Source organism: Dietzia sp. CH92 (assembly GCF_032248695.1).
Classification (GTDB): Bacteria; Actinomycetota; Actinomycetes; order Mycobacteriales; family Mycobacteriaceae; genus Dietzia.
Genome location: NZ_JAVHXC010000003.1, coordinates 521,732 through 538,364, shown reverse-complemented (window position 1 = coordinate 538,364; position 16,633 = coordinate 521,732). Strand labels below are relative to the sequence as shown.

Annotated in this window: 15 protein-coding genes and 1 tRNA gene; 5 read left to right on the top strand and 11 right to left on the bottom strand. The window is 69.8% G+C overall.

The features are described 5' to 3' along the window. Positions 1-168 precede the first annotated feature (168 nt). Positions 169-1,587: an MFS transporter gene (locus RWK90_RS08900; protein ID WP_314036891.1), complete on the bottom strand. Its 1,419-nt coding sequence runs from the start codon at positions 1,585-1,587 to the stop codon at positions 169-171. Positions 1,588-1,705: 118 nt separating this feature from the next. Here RWK90_RS08900 and RWK90_RS08895 point away from each other — a divergent pair, with 118 nt between their 5' ends. Continuing rightward, a complete protein-coding gene (locus tag RWK90_RS08895; RefSeq protein WP_314036889.1) occupies positions 1,706-2,287 on the top strand; it encodes a hypothetical protein in 582 nt (193 codons plus the stop codon). A 62-nt stretch (positions 2,288-2,349) separates the two neighbouring features. Here the strand turns inward: RWK90_RS08895 and RWK90_RS08890 are convergent, their stop codons facing one another. Beyond that, entirely contained in the window at positions 2,350-3,294 is a 945-nt protein-coding gene (locus tag RWK90_RS08890; protein ID WP_314036887.1) for a TIGR03620 family F420-dependent LLM class oxidoreductase, read from the bottom strand. A gap of 132 nt (positions 3,295-3,426) precedes the next feature. Between RWK90_RS08890 and RWK90_RS08885 the strand changes: the two genes are divergently transcribed. Then, complete coding sequence (locus RWK90_RS08885) at positions 3,427-4,737, top strand: acyl-CoA dehydrogenase family protein (protein ID WP_314036885.1); 1,311 nt, start codon at positions 3,427-3,429, stop codon at positions 4,735-4,737. A 177-nt stretch (positions 4,738-4,914) separates the two neighbouring features. Here the strand turns inward: RWK90_RS08885 and RWK90_RS08880 are convergent, their stop codons facing one another. The 3 genes from RWK90_RS08880 to RWK90_RS08870 are packed head-to-tail and all read right to left on the bottom strand — an operon-like array spanning position 4,915 to position 7,492. Continuing rightward, complete coding sequence (locus RWK90_RS08880) at positions 4,915-5,814, bottom strand: TIGR03619 family F420-dependent LLM class oxidoreductase (RefSeq protein WP_314036883.1); 900 nt, start codon at positions 5,812-5,814, stop codon at positions 4,915-4,917. Next, positions 5,811-6,326 carry an SRPBCC domain-containing protein gene (locus RWK90_RS08875; protein ID WP_314036881.1) on the bottom strand — a complete coding sequence of 172 codons (516 nt, stop codon included), beginning with the start codon at positions 6,324-6,326 and terminating at the stop codon, positions 5,811-5,813. The genes RWK90_RS08880 and RWK90_RS08875 overlap by 4 nt, the downstream gene beginning before the upstream one ends. A 59-nt stretch (positions 6,327-6,385) precedes the next feature. After that, entirely contained in the window at positions 6,386-7,492 is a 1,107-nt protein-coding gene (locus RWK90_RS08870) for an alkene reductase (RefSeq protein ID WP_314036879.1), read from the bottom strand. 174 nt (positions 7,493-7,666) lie between these two features. Between RWK90_RS08870 and RWK90_RS08865 the strand changes: the two genes are divergently transcribed. Genes RWK90_RS08865 through RWK90_RS08855 form a run of 3 tightly spaced genes read left to right on the top strand, consistent with a single transcriptional unit; the run spans position 7,667 to position 9,251 of the window. Next, entirely contained in the window at positions 7,667-7,828 is a 162-nt protein-coding gene (locus tag RWK90_RS08865) for a hypothetical protein (protein WP_314036877.1), read from the top strand. Between the two features lie 38 nt (positions 7,829-7,866). Then, on the top strand, positions 7,867-8,343 hold the full coding sequence (locus tag RWK90_RS08860) for a hypothetical protein (protein ID WP_314036875.1): 477 nt from the start codon (positions 7,867-7,869) through the stop codon (positions 8,341-8,343). Between the two features lie 44 nt (positions 8,344-8,387). Further along, positions 8,388-9,251 (top strand): SDR family oxidoreductase, encoded by an 864-nt coding sequence (locus tag RWK90_RS08855; protein ID WP_396230305.1) that lies wholly within the window; start codon positions 8,388-8,390, stop codon positions 9,249-9,251. Positions 9,252-9,322: 71 nt separating this feature from the next. Here the strand turns inward: RWK90_RS08855 and RWK90_RS08850 are convergent, their stop codons facing one another. The 6 genes from RWK90_RS08850 to RWK90_RS08825 form a co-directional block, all read right to left on the bottom strand. Beyond that, positions 9,323-10,780 carry an NAD-dependent succinate-semialdehyde dehydrogenase gene (locus RWK90_RS08850; protein WP_314036871.1) on the bottom strand — a complete coding sequence of 486 codons (1,458 nt, stop codon included), beginning with the start codon at positions 10,778-10,780 and terminating at the stop codon, positions 9,323-9,325. Positions 10,781-10,872: 92 nt separating this feature from the next. Further along, positions 10,873-12,294: a Re/Si-specific NAD(P)(+) transhydrogenase subunit beta gene (gene pntB / locus RWK90_RS08845; protein WP_314036869.1), complete on the bottom strand. Its 1,422-nt coding sequence runs from the start codon at positions 12,292-12,294 to the stop codon at positions 10,873-10,875. A gap of 4 nt (positions 12,295-12,298) precedes the next feature. Continuing rightward, positions 12,299-13,885: a Re/Si-specific NAD(P)(+) transhydrogenase subunit alpha gene (locus RWK90_RS08840; protein ID WP_314036867.1), complete on the bottom strand. Its 1,587-nt coding sequence runs from the start codon at positions 13,883-13,885 to the stop codon at positions 12,299-12,301. A 449-nt stretch (positions 13,886-14,334) separates the two neighbouring features. After that, a tRNA-Leu gene (locus RWK90_RS08835) sits at positions 14,335-14,420 on the bottom strand. A gap of 92 nt (positions 14,421-14,512) precedes the next feature. Continuing rightward, positions 14,513-14,878 carry a hypothetical protein gene (locus RWK90_RS08830; RefSeq protein ID WP_314036865.1) on the bottom strand — a complete coding sequence of 122 codons (366 nt, stop codon included), beginning with the start codon at positions 14,876-14,878 and terminating at the stop codon, positions 14,513-14,515. Positions 14,879-14,882: 4 nt separating this feature from the next. Then, positions 14,883-16,598 (bottom strand): hypothetical protein, encoded by a 1,716-nt coding sequence (locus RWK90_RS08825; RefSeq protein WP_314036863.1) that lies wholly within the window; start codon positions 16,596-16,598, stop codon positions 14,883-14,885. Positions 16,599-16,633: the final 35 nt, after the last annotated feature.

The window sequence follows — 16,633 nt, the reverse complement described above, 5'->3', positions numbered from 1 at the left end:
CCACTCTGTCGTCAACTGCCGCGGCCGGGCCCCCCTGCTCCCGGCGGCCAGCGGGCTGGTGGGCCGGTACGTCGGCAGCACACCGACACCGTGAGCGCGGCCCCGGGCGCGCGCGGGCCGGCCATCGCCCGGCAGCCGCCACCGCCCGGCGATCGCGGTGCGGCCAGATCAGTCCCTGTCCTCCCACGGTGGCGGGATGGTCGCCGCGACGGCGGCTGCGAGCAGTGCGACGACGCACCCGATCACCAACCCGGTGCGGAATCCGGCCTCCGTCGGAGCGAACAGCCCCTGGTAGTCCACCGACATCTGGGTGAGGACGACGCCCAGCGCGGCGGCCGACGTGGTCGTGCCGACCGACCGCATGAGGGTGTTGACGCTGTTGGCGGAGCTGATCTCGGTACGAGGAACCGACGCCATGATCAGCGCCGGCATGGCGCCGTAGGCCAGTCCGACGCCGGCGTTCGTCAGTGCACCGGCGGCCATGACGCCCCACGTGGACCCCATGAGGAACACGGCCGATACATACCCTGAAGAGATGACCAGCGCACCCAGGACCAGCGTGAACTTCGGTCCGCGGGTGCCGATGAGCCGACCGCTTATCGGGGACACGGCCATCATGGCCAGCCCTCCGGGCGCGGTCCACAGCCCCATCGCCACCATCGACTGACCGAGCCCGTGGCCCGTGGCCAGCGGCAGCTGCAGGATCTGCGGGAGGATGAGCAACTGGGCGTACATCCCCATGCCCACCAGCACCGTTGCGATGTTGGTCATCAGCACCGGACGGCGCGCGGCGACGCGCAGGTCGACGAGCGGGGAGCGGTGGCGCAGGACCCACCACCCCCAGGCCGGGAACGCCACGGCCGCCAGGGCGAACAGTCCGAGCGTCATCCGCGAGCCCCAGCCCCAGTCGGCGCCCTTCGACACCGCGAGGAGCAGAGAGACCAGGCCGACGGCCAACCCCAGGGCACCCACCACGTCGAGGGTTCCGTCGGGCTTGGCCGCCGACATCCTGCGTAGCTGCAGCGCCATCGCGGCCATGATCCCGAGCCCCAGCAGAGCCGTGCCCCAGAACATCCACTGCCACGATCCGTACTGCGCCAGCGCCGCGGCCGCCGGCAGACCCAGTGCGCCGCCCACGCCCAGAGAAGAACTCATCAAACTGATGGACGGTGCCAGGCGGGCGGCCGGCAGCACCTCGCGCATGGTCGCGATGCCGATCGGGATCACCCCGATCCCCAGCCCCTGGAGGAAGCGTCCGATGAGCATCGGCCACAGCGACCCGGCCAGCGCGCACAGCACCGAGCCCGCCACCATCACAGCGGTGCACCCGATCAGAACGAACTTCTTGGGGTAGAGATCGCCCAGGCGGCCCATGACCGGCCCGCCCACCGCGCCGGCGAGCAGCGTGACGGTCACCACCCACGCCGCATTGACGGCCGAGGTGTCGAGGATCGCGGGGAGCTTGCCGAGCAGCGGTATCACCAGCGTCTGACTGAGGGAGACGACGATCCCGGCAAAGGCGAGCACGGCGATGAGTCGGTTCTCCTCCGCCCGCGCTCCATGGACGCTGCGCCCTCTGCCACCCATCGATGTGTCCTTCCTCAACCCTCCGTCCGGACATTACAGACACGTGTGAACACGTTCTCGTGCCGCCCGGCCCCGCCGCACTGTTGTCTGCCCGCCCATCCGGTGACACCATCAGCAGATGAACATGCTCGGCACGTCCACGCGGGCCGCCCTCCGGCCCGGCATCCCGGTGACGACCGCACTCGCCGCCACGGTTCTCGCGGTGACCGTCGCCGCCCCGGCCGTCGCCGGTGCCCAGGCGTCCGCCGCCCCCGGCTCCGTCGTTCCGGCCCCCGGTGCCGCTGGCTCCCTCGGCCCGGGATCCGCCGACGCCGTCCCGCAGGTCCTCCCCGCCGCGGACCGTCTCGTCGCGATCAGCGGCAGCCCGGCCGGGGCGTGCGCCGGCGCCGTGTCGACGACCCTCAACGGCATCGGATATCCGGGCTCGTCCAGCGTGAGCTGGGCGTTCGCCGTGGTCGGGTTCGGCCCGTGCGATCTGACCGCCACCCTCTCCTGGCGCAACCTCCGATCCGGCGAGAGTGGGCAGAAGGTCGCGCACATCCCCCACCCGCGCATCTCCACCGGCGTGCCCGCCCCGATCTCCCACCCCTACGACGCGATCATCAGCACCGGGTCCGGGCCCGTCGAGTACACGCTCACCACCACCGGCGGCGCGGTGGCCGGACCGATCGTCGTGGAGACCGCGGCCTGGCCCGGGTGACCGGCAGGGGTCACCGGTAGGAAGAGTACGACGACGAGGAGCTCACCCGCCGACCCTCGGCCTCAGCCCAGCAGCCCCTCCGCGGCGATCCGCCAGTCCGTCACCGGCGGGACCAGCACGTTCTCCCCGAGCACCTGCACCAGTACGGTCGAGGCGCCCGCGTCGAGGTGCTCCTGCACGCGCGCCCGCGTGGCCTCGAGCCCGCGGGTGACGAGCGCCTTCTTGAGACGCTCGCTGCCCCCGCGCACGTAGTCCGACTCGTCGAAGCCCTGCCGTGTCCAGGAGTTCCGGTAGTTGGGCAGGCCTGTGTAGACGTTGAGGTGATCGTGCGCCCGCGAGCGCCACACCTCGTCGTCGTCCTCGACTCCCTCGGCGAGCACCGCGGCGTGTTCCACGATCAGGGCCGGCCCGTCGTCGCCGGTCCCGCCGAGGATCTCCCGCGCCTGCGCGGTGTGCTCGGGCAGCGTCAGGTAGGGGTGCGCGCCGGCGGTGCGGTCGCGGGAGAGCTCCAGCATCTTGGGCCCGAGGGCGGCAAGCACGACCGGCGGCATGACGTCCTCCCCGGCGGCCAGGGGACGCGTGCCGTCCAGGGCGTCGAGGTACTCGCGCATCGCGGCGAGCGGGCGACCGTAGTGGTGTCCGCGGTGCCGCTCGACCAGCGGCGCGTGCGAGACGCCCAGGCCCAGGACGAACCGGCCGGGGTGCTGGGCCTCGATCGTGCGGGCGGCCGACCCGGCGGCGGAGGCGTCACGCCCGTAGATGTTGGCGATGCCGGTGCCGAACACCATCCGACTCGTCGCGCCGAGGTACAGCTGGGCGGCGGTGAACGCCTCGCGCCCCACGGCCTCGCCGAACCACAGCGTGCCCCAGCCCTGCTCCTCGAGCTCGCCGAGGACCTCGGGCATCCGCGCGACCGGGACGCCCTCGAGCGAGCCGGTCCACAGGCCGATCCGGCCGAGCTGTGCGCGGCCCGCGGGGTGGGAGGCACTGTCCTTCAGAGAACTCATGGCCGAAAGTGTGCCCGACGAGCACGGCCGTTCGCTGCAATCCCGCCTCCGCGGGGCCGTTCCACGACACACTGAGCTGGAACGTGTTGCAGCTCACATGCCGCGCGACCCCCACCGAGGAGACGACAGCCGATGTTCGAGTGGTCCGAGACCGACCTGATGATCCGCGACGCCGTGCGTGGCTTCATCGCCAAGGAGATCCGCCCCAACCTGGACGCCCTCGAGAGCGGCGAGATCACGCCGTACCCGATCATCCGGAAGCTCTTCACCGAGTTCGGGATCGACGCCATGTCGCGGGACAACGTGGAGAAGATGCTCGCGAAGGAGCGGGCGCGGGCGGCCGGTGACGCGACCGGGGGCGGAAACGGCGCGGCCGGCGGTTCCACGCCGCGTGGAGACGGCGGTGAGGACGACGACGAGGAGGGCGGCTCCGGAGACGGTCTCGGTGGCCGGGACTCCATGATGGCGGTGGTGATCAGCGAACTGGCCGGGGCGTGCATGGGACTCGTCTCGGCGCTCGGCGTGAGCCTCGGGCTGGGGGCCACCACGATCGCGTCCCGCGGCACCCTGGAGCAGAAGGAACGCTGGCTGCCGGGGATCATGACGATGGAGAAGGTGGCGTCCTGGGCGATCACCGAGCCGGATTCGGGTTCGGACGCCTTCGGCGGCATGCGCACCTACGTGCGGCGCGACGGCGACGATTACATCCTCAACGGCCGCAAGACGTTCATCACCAACGGCCCGTACGCCGACGTGATGATCGTCTACGCCAAGCTCGACGAGGGCGATCCGTCGGTGGGCCCGCGCGACCGCAAGGTGCTCACGTTCGTCCTGGACAAAGGCATGCCCGGACTGACGCAGGGCACCCCGTTCAAGAAGATGGGCCTGCACAGCTCCCCCACCGGCGAGCTGTTCTTCGACGACGTCCGCCTGGGCCGGGAGCGCCTGCTCGGCGGCTCCGAGGCCGGCCGCGGCGGCGACGGGAAGGAGTCCGCGCGCTCGAGTTTCACCGCCGAACGGATAGGTGTAGCGACGATGGCGCTGGGGATCATCGAGGAGTGCCGTCGGCTGTGCATCGACTACGCCAGTGAACGGACCCTGTGGGGCCAGGAAATCGGGCGCTTCCAGCTCATCCAGCTCAAGCTGGCGAAGATGGAGGTGGCGCGGATGAACGTCCAGAACATGGTCTTCCAGTCCCTCGAGCGCGCCCGCGCGGGCAAGCCGCTGTCGCTGGCGGAGGCGTCGGCGATGAAGCTCTACTCCTCCGAGGCCGCCACCGAGGTCGCCATGGAGGCCGTCCAGCTGTTCGGCGGGAACGGCTACATGTCCGAGTACCGGGTCGAGCAGCTCGCCCGCGACGCCAAATCGCTCATGATCTACGCGGGCAGCAACGAGATCCAGGTGACGCACATCGCCAAGGGCCTCCTCTCGCCTGCCGGTTGACGGATCGGGGCCCACGGCCCTCGACCGGGGCAGGAGATGCGGCCGCCCGGACCGATCTGCGAGTGCCGTTGGTCCGGCCACGCGTGATCGGCGCCCGTCTGACGGGCCCGGCGTCGCCAGTGCCAGGCCCGGGTCGGACCGGCCCCGGCGGGTGCCCGGGGGCCGGGCCGCATTCCGCTACTGGCGCACCAGGGTGAGTCGGTCGATGATGTTCTCGCGGAACTCCGTGATCGGGGCCCGGAACCTCTCCGCACCGGCCCCGACCCCGGGATCGTCAGGCCGTCCTTCCACCCAGCTCGCGAGTGGCGCCACGATTCCGGTGACGCCGGCGCTCTCCGCCCGCTCGAACGTCTCCACGGTCGGGGGGTCGTACAAGGCCATGATGAACTCGAACGGCTCATCCTCCCGGCCGTACTCACGCCTGAGTCGGTTGATCCGGTCGATCCGCTCCCCGGCGTCATCGAGGGTATACGCGGTTCCCACCCAGCCGTCGCCATGCTGGGCCGCGCGCCGCAGCGCGGGTCCCGACTCGCCCCCGCACAGAATCGGGATCCTCCCCGGGGGGTGCGGTTCGATCATCATCTCGGGGACCTCGTAGTACTCCCCGTTCCACGACACCCAACCGCCCTGCCACAGCTCGCGCAGTGCCCCGATCATCTCCGTGAGCCGCGGCCCGCGGTTGTCGAAGTCCTGGCCGGTCAGCTCGAACTCCTCCCGCATCCACCCCGCCGACAATCCGAGCGACACCCTGCCTCCCGCGATCGCCGACGCCGTGCCGACCTGTTTGACGACCTCGATGAGAGGCCGTGCCGGCGCGATATAGACGTAGCTACCGAACTGCAGCGTCGTCGTCACGGCGGCCATCGCGCTGATGAGCGCCCACGCATCCGGCCACTCCGTGTCTGCGGGCCAGTACATCTGGCCACTCTCGTGTCCGTCGTATCTGGTCTTCATCTCCCTGGGGAAGGTGAGATGGTCCGACACCAGCACCCCGTGGAAACCGGCCTCCTCGACCATCTGCGCCACCGCGGGCATCTCCGCGGTCTTCATGAACGCCGTGCTCGCCCAGAACTTCACAGTGCAGCCCCCCGCTCGGTCGCCGTCACATCGGCGTAGAGCGACTCACTGCGCTGCTTGAGCGCCAGCGCGGTCACGTCAAAGGCGCGCTTCACCCAGGCTCCGCTCTCCTCCATGATCTGACGCGCCTCGACGCCGAGGAAGGCGTCGGTCGAGTAGTAACGGCAGCGGTCCCCCGAAATCGGTTCGATGACCTGATCGCGTCGCGCGGCCTTCGGATCGTCGTCGGTCGCGATGAGCTCCCACGAGAGCAGACGCTCCGGGATCACGGCGCAGACGTACTCCGTGTTCGGGAAAGTCCCCGAACCTCCGCTGAAATCTTTCAGCGTCATCTCCACCGGGGCCCCGAGTTCCAGGGTCGACCGAGCGGAGATGCAGAACGGGTTCCACTCCGGATACGCCTCGAGGTTCGTCAGGACGCCCCACACGATGCCCGCGGGCGCGTCGATCTCGACGTCGATCGAGCGGACGAGCGTGGACTGGTCGTACTCGGGGATGTTCAGGTCTGTCATCGTGCTCCGTTCAGAGAAGGGTGAATAGGGGATCGGCTCATGAGGGGGCCGGGACCCGGTCAGACGGTCGCCGGGTCGAATCGCGGGTAGTCGGAGTAGCCCTCTGCGCCGCCGCCGCCGTAGTAGGACTTCGGGTCTGGGGTCGCGAGCGGCCAGCCGTTCTGCAGACGCTCGACCAGATCGGGGTTCGCGATATATGGCTGACCGAAGGCGGTGAGGTCTATCAGCCCGCGCTCGACGAGGGCGTGGGCCAGCTCGCCGGTGAGCGCACCCGCGAGGATGATCGCCTCGCCGTACCGGGCCCGGAATGACGCGAGGAACTCCGGGGCTAGCAGTCGCTGCCCGTCCGGGTTCTGGTCGATGAGGTGCACATAGGCGATATGTCGACGGCCCAGCTCATCGGCCAGATACAGGTAGGTCTCCTGCGCCTCGGCATATGACGGCATGTCGAAGAGTCCGCTGAACGGAGAGAGCCGGACGCCGACCCGGCTGGAGCCGACCTCCTCCACCACCCGGTCCACCGCTTCGAGGAGGAACCGGACCCTGTTGGGGACGGTCCCCCCGTACTGGTCGTCCCTCGTGTTGACGGCGGGATTGAGGAACTGCTCGAACAGGTAACCGTTGGCGGCGTGCAGCTCGACCCCGTCGAACCCGGCATCCAACGCGTTGGCCGCGCCGGTCGCGTAATCACGGGCCACCCGCTCGACCTCGGCCGTGGTCAGCGGGCGCGGGTCTGTCACGTTGATGAACCCGACCTCCCCGTCGTCGTCGTACGCGAAGATTTGGCATCCGCGAGCGGGGGCGGCGCCGGAACTGACCGGCTGCCGACCGCCGGGCTGTAGGGAGCGGTGCGAGAGTCGGCCGACGTGCCACAACTGGCAGAAGATCCGGCCACCCTCGTCATGGACGGCGGTCGTGGTCTTCTTCCAGCCCATGACCTGCTCGGGGCTCCAGATGCCGGGAATGAACGCGTAACCCTGCGCTTCCGGCGAGATCGCAGTGCCCTCGGTGACGATCAGACCGGCGGACGCGCGTTGGCGGTAGTACTCCGCCATTACGGCGTTGGGGATCGTGTCGAGACTGCGCGCTCGGGTCATAGGGGCCATCACCACGCGGTTGTGGAGCCGGACGTCACCGAGGGGGTACGAGTCGAACAATGAGCTCACGTTGGTGCCGCTTTCTGGTCGGGAGAGCGAGACTCTCCGGGAGGACAGGCATGACGGGACAGGGTTCGGGCCGTCCGGGCTCGGACGGCGGGCGAACTCTTGGGTGCTGCGTGCTCATGCGTCACGTCGCGCCGAGAGGGGGCGGTCGAGCTGCATCGCTGGAGCCCTGCGACTGTGACGCTCGTCACCGTAGCCGTTGGCTACTCGCGCGTCAACGCCTTTCCGGCATCGCCGCTCCTGACGCTCTCCTCGGCGAACGGACGGACAGGCGTGGGATGGGCGGTGAACGATGAATCTGCTGTCCGGGCCCGGGAGGCGACGGGCGCGATCAACTGACCGGTTGCCCCGCGCGCTCAGACTCGTAGCGTCAGGACATGGCCACCGAGATGTTGCACACCTACATGCAGGACCACCACGCCGGTGCCGCCGCCGGGATCGACCTGTTCCGGCGCGTCGCCGAGGATCACAGCGACCCGCACGTCCGCGAGGTCGTCGGCCGGATCGGCGACGAGACGGTCGATGACCTCAAGGCCCTCGAGGAACTCATGACGCTGGCCGGGACCTCGCCGTCGCTGCTCAAGGACCTCCCCGCCAAGGCGTCCGAGAAGCTCGGCCAGCTCAAACCCAACCGGCGGCTCGCCGAGCGGTCCCCCCTGAGCGATCTGGTCGAGCTCGAGGCGCTCACGCTGGCGGTCAACGGCAAGAAGATGGGGTTCCGGGCCCTCCTGGAGATCGAGGACCCGCGCCTGCCGACCCCGACGCTGCAGAACCTCTTCGACCGGGCCGAACAGCACGCCCGCGAGCTGGAGGAACTGCGCGTGGCGTGCGCCGGCGTGCTCAAGAGGAAGTGATCGAGATGGGTGCCACGAGCGACATCGCCGAGAACGCGCAACAGATGGTCAACGACTCCGGCGGCTTCCCCGCCCAGGAGCAGGAGCCTCCCGGCCTGACCTCCCGGATGGACCCGCTGCCCGATCACGGCGAGCACAGCTACCGCGGGTCCGGGCGCCTCGAGGGCCTCCGGGCGCTCATCACCGGCGGGGACTCCGGGATCGGGCGGGCCGCCGCGATCGCGTTCGCCCGCGAGGGCGCCGACGTGGCGATCTCCTACCTGCCGGTCGAACAACCGGATGCCGAAGAGACGGCCGGGTGGATCGAGAAGGCCGGTCGACGCGCGGTCCTGCTGCCGGCGGACCTGCAGGACGAATCGCAGTGCCGCAAGGTCGTCCGCGACGCCGCCGAGCAGCTGGGCGGCCTGGACGTCCTGGTCAACAACGCCGCGTACCAGCACGCCCGCGGCGAGGGACTGGAGACCATCGACTCGGAGAACCTCGACCGGGTGATGAAGACCAACCTCTACGCCACCATCTGGGCCAGCCAGGAGGCACTGCAGTTCCTCGGCCCCGGGTCGTCGATCATCAACACGACGTCCATCCAGGCCTATCAACCCGCCCCGCCGCTGGTGGACTACGCCGCGACCAAGGCCGCACTCAACAACCTCACCGTGAGCCTGGCCAACGAGCTGGGCGAACGCGGCATCCGCGTCAACGCCGTGGCGCCCGGCCCCATCTGGACGCCCCTGCAGCCGGCGACGCAGGACCCGGACACGCTCGAGGACTTCGGCGGCGACACCCCGCTCGGGCGCGCGGGCCAACCCGGCGAGTGCGCAGGCGCCTACGTCTTCCTCGCCTCGCCGTCCGACGCGAGCTACGTCTCGGGGACCGTGCTGGGGGTGACGGGCGGCAAGCCCGTCTTCTGACCCCGCCCACCGTGGACCCGGCCCGGGACCAGCTCCCGCCCGCCCTCCGGTTCCACGTGAAACCCGCGGCGCTAGACGTTGCGGATCGCGACCGCCCGGGTGTTTAGATAGCACTCCATGGCCTCGGGACCGCCCTCCGAACCGTAACCCGAGTCCTTGACCCCGCCGAACGGCAGCTCGGCCGACGGCGTGGACGGCATGTTGACCCACAACATCCCCACCTCGACCCGCCGGGTCAGCAGGTCCGCGTTCGCCAGGGAGCTGGTGAACGCGTAACCGGCCAGCCCGTACGGCAGCCGGTTCGCCTCGGCGACCGCCTCGTCCAACCGGTCGAATCCCCGGATCGCCGCGACGGGACCGAACGGCTCGTCGTTGTAGATGCGGGCCTCGGTCGGGATCTCGTCGAACACGGTGGGCGCCCAGTAGTTGCCCGACTCGCCGATCCGGTGGCCACCGGTGAGCACCTGAGCACCGCGATCCACGGCATCGGAATGGAACTCGCCCATCGCCGCGAGCCGACGGTCGTTGGCCAGCGGGCCCATCGTGGTGCCGTCCTCCAGACCGCTGCCCACCCGGATCCCCTCGGCGTGCGCGGCCAGCGCGCGGGCGAACTCGTCGCGCACGCCGTTCTGCACGAGGAACCGCGTCGGGGAGATGCACACCTGGCCCGCGTTGCGGAACGCCATCGGACCCATCGTCCCCAACGCGAGCTCGAGGTCGGCGTCATCGCACACGATCACCGGAGCGTGGCCGCCGAGCTCCATGGAGCTGCGCTTCATGTGCTGCCCCGCCAATGCCGCCAACTGCTTGCCGACCGCGGTCGACCCCGTGAACGTAACCTTCCGGATCACCGGGTGCGGGATGAGGTAACCGGAGATCTCCGCGGGATCGCCGTACACCAGACCCAGCACCCCGGCCGGCAGGCCCGCGTCGGCGAACGCCCCGATGAGCGCCGCCGGGCTGGCCGGCGTCTCCTCCGGGGCCTTGACGATCAGCGAGCACCCGGCCGCCAGGCCGGCCGCGATCTTCCGCACCACCTGGTTGACGGGGAAGTTCCACGGCGTGAAGGCCGCGACCGGGCCGACCGGGTCCTTGACGACCATCTGCCGGATCGTGATGTCCGTGCGGTGGGGCACCAGCCGCCCGTAGACGCGGAGCCCCTCCTCGGCGAACCAGTCGATGATGTCCGCGGCCGCGAGGATCTCGCCCCGGGCCTCGCGGAGCGGCTTACCCTGCTCCAGCGTCAGGGTCCGGGCGATCACCTCCACCCGGTCGCGCAGCAGCTCCGCGGCAGCGCGCATGATCGTGCCCCGCCTGGCCGGGGTCATGTCACGCCACACCTCGAAGCCGCGCTCGGCGGCCGCGAGGGCGCGATCGAGGTCGGCGACGGAGGCGTGGGCGACCGTGCCGATCACCTGGCCGTCGGCCGGGTTGAGCACGTCGATCGTGCGACCGTCGGCGGCGTCGGACCACTGGCCGTCGACGAACAGTCGGGTGTCGGGGTACGCGGTATCGGGTGCGGCGCTCATGGTCCCACTTCTACCCGCCCGGGACGCCGCAGGCCCGGACCCGGGGAGAATCCCCTCGGTCCGGGCCCGTGAGCGGCCTGCGTGACGTCGTGTCAGACGCCGGCGCCCTGCTGGTCCTTCACCGCGTTGAGGATGTCGCCGACGCGGTCCTTGGCGTCGCCGAACAGCATGTCGGTGTTCTCGCGGAAGAACAGCGGGTTCTGGACGCCGGCGTACCCGGCGGCCATGGACCGCTTGAACACGATGACGTTGGAGGCCTCCCACACGTGGAGCACCGGCATGCCGGCGATCGGGCTGCCCGGGTCCTCGGCGGCGTCGGGGTTGACGGTGTCGTTGGCGCCGATGACCAGGACGACGTCGGTGTCGGCGAAGTCGTCGTTGATCTCGTCGAGCTCGAGCACGATGTCGTAGGGCACCTTGGCCTCGGCCAGCAGCACGTTCATGTGGCCCGGCAGGCGACCGGCCACCGGGTGGACGGCGAAGCGCACGTCGACGCCGCGCTCGCGCAGCGTGCGGGTGAGGTCGGCCACCGGGTACTGGGCCTGGGCGACGGCCATGCCGTACCCGGGGGCGATGATGACCGAGGAGGCGTTCGCGAGCATCTCGGCCGCCCCGGCGACGTCGATCTCGGTGTGCTCGCCGTGATCCTTGCCCTCACCGGAGGAGGCCTCGATGCCGAAGCCGCCCATGATGACGGAGAAGAACGACCGGTTCATGGCCTTGCACATGATGTACGACAGGTACGCACCCGAGGAGCCCACCAGCGCACCGGTGACGATGAGCAGGTCGTTGCCCAGCAGGAAGCCGGTCGCCGCGGCGGCCCAGCCCGAGTAGGAGTTGAGCATCGACACCACCACGGGCATGTCGCCGCCGCCGATGGAGGCGACCAGGTGCCAGCCCAGCGCCAGGGCCAGGACGGTGACGACGATGAGCATCCACAGGGCGGGGCTGGTCACGAACCACACGGTCAGGACGATGAACGCCACGAGGATGCCCAGGTTGATGAGGTTCTTGCCCGGCAGGACCAGCGGAGCGGAGGCCATCTTGGCCGACAGCTTGAGGTAGGCCACGATCGAACCGGTGAAGGTCACGGCGCCGATGAACACCCCGATGAACACCTCGGCGTGATGGATGCCCAGCAGCGATCCGGTGAGCTCACCATGCAGGTCGGGGTCGAGATAGCCGTTCCATCCCACCAGGACGGCGGCCAGGCCGACGAACGAGTGCAGCAGGGCGATGAGCTCGGGCATCTCGGTCATCTGCACGCTGCGCGAGCGCCACAGGCCGACGGCCGCACCGATGGCCACGGCACCGACCATCAGGACGATGCCCAGGGTCGGCGGCTGGTGGTCGAGGACCAGGGCGATGGTCGCGACGAGCGCGAGCGCCATGCCGGAGATGCCGAAGGTCAGTCCCCGGCGGGCGGTCTCGTGCTTGGACAGCCCTGCCAGCGACAGGATGAACAGCAGGGCCGCGATCAGGTAGGCCGCATTGGCGGCGGAGTCGATCGACATCTTCTCAGGCTCCCTTCGAGAACATCGCGAGCATGCGACGGGTCACGGCGAAGCCGCCGAAGACGTTGATGGACGCGAACAGGATCGCCACCACGGCCAGGACCAGGCCCAGCGTGCTGTCGATACCGATCTGCAGCAGCGCGCCGACGACGATGACGCCCGAGATGGCATTGGTCACCGACATCAGTGGCGTGTGCAGCGCGTGGTGGACGTTGCCGATCACGTAGTAACCGATGACGATCGCCAGCACGAACACCGTGATGTGCCGGGCGATGTCACCGGGCGCGGCCGCGGTGATGAGCAGCAGCAGCGCCATACCCACGGCGATCATGCCGAGCTTGGCGGCCGGCGAGAGCTTCTTCTTCTCCTCGGCCGGCTCCGCCGCAGCGGAGGCCGCAGGGGCGGCCGGGGCGGCGCTGACCTGCACCGGCGGCGGCGGCCACATGATCTGACCGCCCTTGGCGACGGTCACACCGCGCTGGACGACGTCGTCCATGTCCAGCGACCACACCCCGTCCTTGCCCGGCGTGACCAGCTTGGCCAGGTTGACCAGGTTGGTGCCGTAGAGCTGCGACGCCTGCGCGGGCAGACGACCCGCGAGGTCGGTGTAGCCGATGATCGTCACGCCATTGTCGGTGACGACGACCTCGTCGGCCACGCTGCCCTCGACGTTCCCGCCCTGCGCTGCGGCCATGTCGACGATGACCGAACCGCGCTTCATGGCCGCGATGTCGGCGGCGGTGATCAGCCGCGGCGCCGCGCGGCCCGGGATCAGCGCGGTGGTGATGATGATGTCGACCTCGGCGGCCTGATCCGAGTAGAGCTTCGCGGCCGCGCGGTCATAGGCCTCGCTCGTGGCCTTGGCGTAGCCGTCGGTGGAGACGACCTTCTCCTCGTCGGGCACCTCGACCGGCAGGTACTCGCCGCCGATCGACTTGACCTGATCGGCCACCTCGGGCCGCGGGTCGGTCGCCCGCACGATCGCGCCCAGGCTCGAGGCCGCACCGATGGCGGCCAGACCCGCCACACCGGCGCCCGCGACCAGGACCTTCGCCGGCGGCACCTTGCCCGCCGCGGTGACCTGCCCGGTGAAGAACCGACCGAAGTGATGGGCGGCCTCGATCACGGCGCGGTAGCCGGCGATGTTGGCCATCGAGGACAACACGTCCATCGACTGGGCCCGCGAGATCCGCGGCACGGCATCCATCGCCAGTGCGGTCACCCCGCGCTCGGCCAGCACCGTGAGCAGACGCTCGTTCTGCGCCGGGGCCAACAGGCTCACCAGCGTGGCCCCGGACCGGACCCGGGCCACCTCGGCCTCGGTCGGCACGGCGACCTTCATCACCACATCAGCCGACCAGGCGGCGTCACCGTCGACCATCTCGGCGCCGGCCCCGGCGTAGGCCGCGTCGGCGAACTCCGCGCGCGTCCCTGCGCCGTGCTCCACCACGACCCGGTAACCCAGGCCGATCAGCTTCGCCACGGTCTCCGGCGTCGCCGCCACACGGTTCTCGGCGGGGTTGGATTCGGCGACCACGCCGATCACGGACGCGGTCTGCACGGCGTCCCGGAGGTCTGTCCCCGGGGTCATATCAGGAATCTCTTCAAGGCTCGAGGCCATTGGGCATCCTTTTGGGCGTTGTGAGCGAGCCGACGCCCAGGCGTCGGCTCCGTTGTGTCTTGTGTCGGTGTTTTACTCATTGTCCACAGGCTTTGGAACGTGTTCCACCTGGGTGCGCTCTTGTCACCGATCCGCGCTTCAGAGCTCACGAAGCAGCTCGGGGTGGGATGGTGTCCCGGCTTCGTCCGCCACTACGGCGTCGTCCTCCGGGGCGGGCGGGGTGGCGCCACGTCTCCCGAGAGAACTTCCGGGAGAGCCTACGGGACACTTTGCGTGGTGAACTACCCTCGTCGAGCGGTTTCCGCCTACTTGTGACGCATGACATAACCGACGATGCTGGCGCCGATCCCGTCCGCGGGGGCCCCGGAACATACGACAACACCCCGGAGGGTCTGCCGACACTCCGGGGTGTTGCTGTGTGGTGGGCGAAGGGGGACTTGAACCCCCACGTCCCGAAGGACACTGGCACCTGAAGCCAGCGCGTCTGCCATTCCGCCACTCGCCCGAGTAACGCTGGAATACGTTAACACGGCCCCGTCCGGCTTCACCAATCGCGTGGTCAGCGGCCCGGACAACGGTGCGGCCCGCCTGCCCCGCTCACCTCGATCGCAGGCGGATCCTCAGCGGCTTGCGGTGGCGCGCCGAGGAGCCGAGCGGGGCGAACCCCAGGATCGCGATCACCGCCAGGGCGGCCATCCCGACCGTCACCGACCACGTCCCGGTGGCGGCCATGGCCGTGGCCACGAGAACCGTCGCGCTCAGACTGAAGGCCACGCTGAGCGCGAGCCGGTCGACGGCGTCGGCCTCCCGGGCCTTGGCAGCCCACCCGGCGCCCGGCACGAGCAGGCAGAACGCGACCGCGTAGACCAGCCGCAGTGGTTCCACGACGATCACCGCGATCGTGAGGGCCGCGACCGCGATCCCCAGCGCGAGGATCCGTCCGAACGTCATCCCTCGTCCCATGTGGCTACCTTCTCCCGAGCTCGGACAGCGTGAACACGGTCGCGTCCCGCGACTCGTGCACGACGGTGAACAACGGCGACGACCGCAGTGCGTCCTCGATTCGATCCAGCGATCCCGGACGCATCGAGTGGTCCATCTCGATTCCGATCTTCTGGGAGCGGGTGATCACGACGTACCCGTCCACGAACCGGGCGTCGGAGAGCCATTCCCCCAGCCTGGCCACCGGGCGGGAGACGATGCGCCCCGACGCCGGTTCGCGGGCGATCACGACGTAGTCGAACTTCTCGTAGTTGCGGAACTGCCGCGGGTAGTTGGTGTCACCCTCGACGAGCAGGGAACCGGCGGGGGCGTTCTCCGCGAGCCATTCGAAGGCGCCCACCTCCTCCGCGGTGAAGTAGCTCTGGCGCTCCTTGCCGTAGTACCCGAGGAAGAAGCCCGGCAGGACCAGCGCCACCACCGCGGCGACCGTGCACAGCCGCCGGTAGTCAACGTCGGTGCCCCGGGTACGCGGCGCGCACCCCTGCGCGGCGAGGAACGCGATGAACGGCGCGGCGAAGAGGAAGACCCGGAGCAGGGCCTCGCCGCCGAACGACATCATCCCCAGGATGGCCACCGGGGCGAGCATGAGGATCAGGGCGGGCCGGCTCAGCGAGCTGTCCCGTCGACTGCGCCACGCGCCGAAGACCGCGAAGGCGGCCGCCACACCGACCGTGAACCTGTCCCCCACCACCACGAGTTTCTGCAATCCGGTCGCGCCGTCCGACTTGCTGAACGTCTCCTCCGCGTTCGCGAGCGGTTGCCCGAATCCCCAGACCAGGTCCGCGAGATTGGTGAGGGTGAAGTCGTCCGCGAACGTGAGGGCCCAGGCACCGATGATCGCCACGGCGACGGTCAGCAGGTGCCATCCGCGGATCTGGTGCAGGACCAGCAGTGCGGTGAGCGCCATGAGGAGCATGACCAGGGTGATCTGGTGACTCACCGCCATCGCGGCCACGAGGAGGGCGAACAAGGCGGTCCGCAGCCACCCGGAGTACTGGCCGCGGAGGAGCAGGCCGACCACCGCGATATAGAGGATGTAGACGACGGCCTGCGGCGAGAAGTAGTCCTGCCCCACCCAGGTCATCGTGAAGTAGATGATCAGGGCCGTCCCGACCACGTCGCTGCGGCTCGTCAGACCGCGGAAGAGATACCTCAACACCACGAGCAGGATCAGGTTGAAGACCAGAGGGGCCCACAGTGCCAGGGTCCTCTCGGTGTCCTCTCCCCCGAATCCCGCGATCAACGCGCTGCCCGCGAAGACCCCCGGCCAGTTGTGGTAGATCGGGTTGACGTCGATGCCGGTGTCGACGGTGCCGGTCCTCAGGATGAAGTCGACGACCCCGAGGTGTTTGTAGGACCACGCATACCTGACGTTGTCGTACATCAGCGCCGGTGTGCCGTGCACCAGTGCGAGATAGGTGACGAGGTGCACGCCCACGACCCATTGCGGGCGTCGTTGGTAGACGCACACCAGGGCGCTGCCCAGCAGCAGGAGGATCGCGCCCACGATCGCCGTGTTGAAGAACGTCAGCAGGCCGAGGGCGCCCATCTGCCGTGGGTCGGCGCCCGCGAACCCGACCGTCCACATCAGGATCGCCGCCGCCACGCAGCACAACGCCACGGCCTGGCCCCGGAGTGCGCGCAGCGGGGCGGCGCGCCGGGGCCGTTCCTGCCGGGTCACCTGCGGCGCCTGCGCGGCCGTGGGCGGCGTCGGTC

Coding starts and splice junctions, on each gene's coding strand:
- RWK90_RS08900 (WP_314036891.1), bottom strand. CDS start 1,587: ATGGGTGGCAGAGGGCGCAGCGTCCATGGAGCGCGGGCGGAGGAGAAC.
- RWK90_RS08895 (WP_314036889.1), top strand. CDS start 1,706: ATGAACATGCTCGGCACGTCCACGCGGGCCGCCCTCCGGCCCGGCATC.
- RWK90_RS08890 (WP_314036887.1), bottom strand. CDS start 3,294: ATGAGTTCTCTGAAGGACAGTGCCTCCCACCCCGCGGGCCGCGCACAG.
- RWK90_RS08885 (WP_314036885.1), top strand. CDS start 3,427: ATGTTCGAGTGGTCCGAGACCGACCTGATGATCCGCGACGCCGTGCGT.
- RWK90_RS08875 (WP_314036881.1), bottom strand. CDS start 6,326: ATGACAGACCTGAACATCCCCGAGTACGACCAGTCCACGCTCGTCCGC.
- RWK90_RS08860 (WP_314036875.1), top strand. CDS start 7,867: ATGGCCACCGAGATGTTGCACACCTACATGCAGGACCACCACGCCGGT.
- RWK90_RS08855 (WP_396230305.1), top strand. CDS start 8,388: ATGGTCAACGACTCCGGCGGCTTCCCCGCCCAGGAGCAGGAGCCTCCC.
- RWK90_RS08850 (WP_314036871.1), bottom strand. CDS start 10,780: ATGAGCGCCGCACCCGATACCGCGTACCCCGACACCCGACTGTTCGTC.
- pntB (WP_314036869.1), bottom strand. CDS start 12,294: ATGTCGATCGACTCCGCCGCCAATGCGGCCTACCTGATCGCGGCCCTG.
- RWK90_RS08840 (WP_314036867.1), bottom strand. CDS start 13,885: ATGACCCCGGGGACAGACCTCCGGGACGCCGTGCAGACCGCGTCCGTG.
- RWK90_RS08830 (WP_314036865.1), bottom strand. CDS start 14,878: ATGGGACGAGGGATGACGTTCGGACGGATCCTCGCGCTGGGGATCGCG.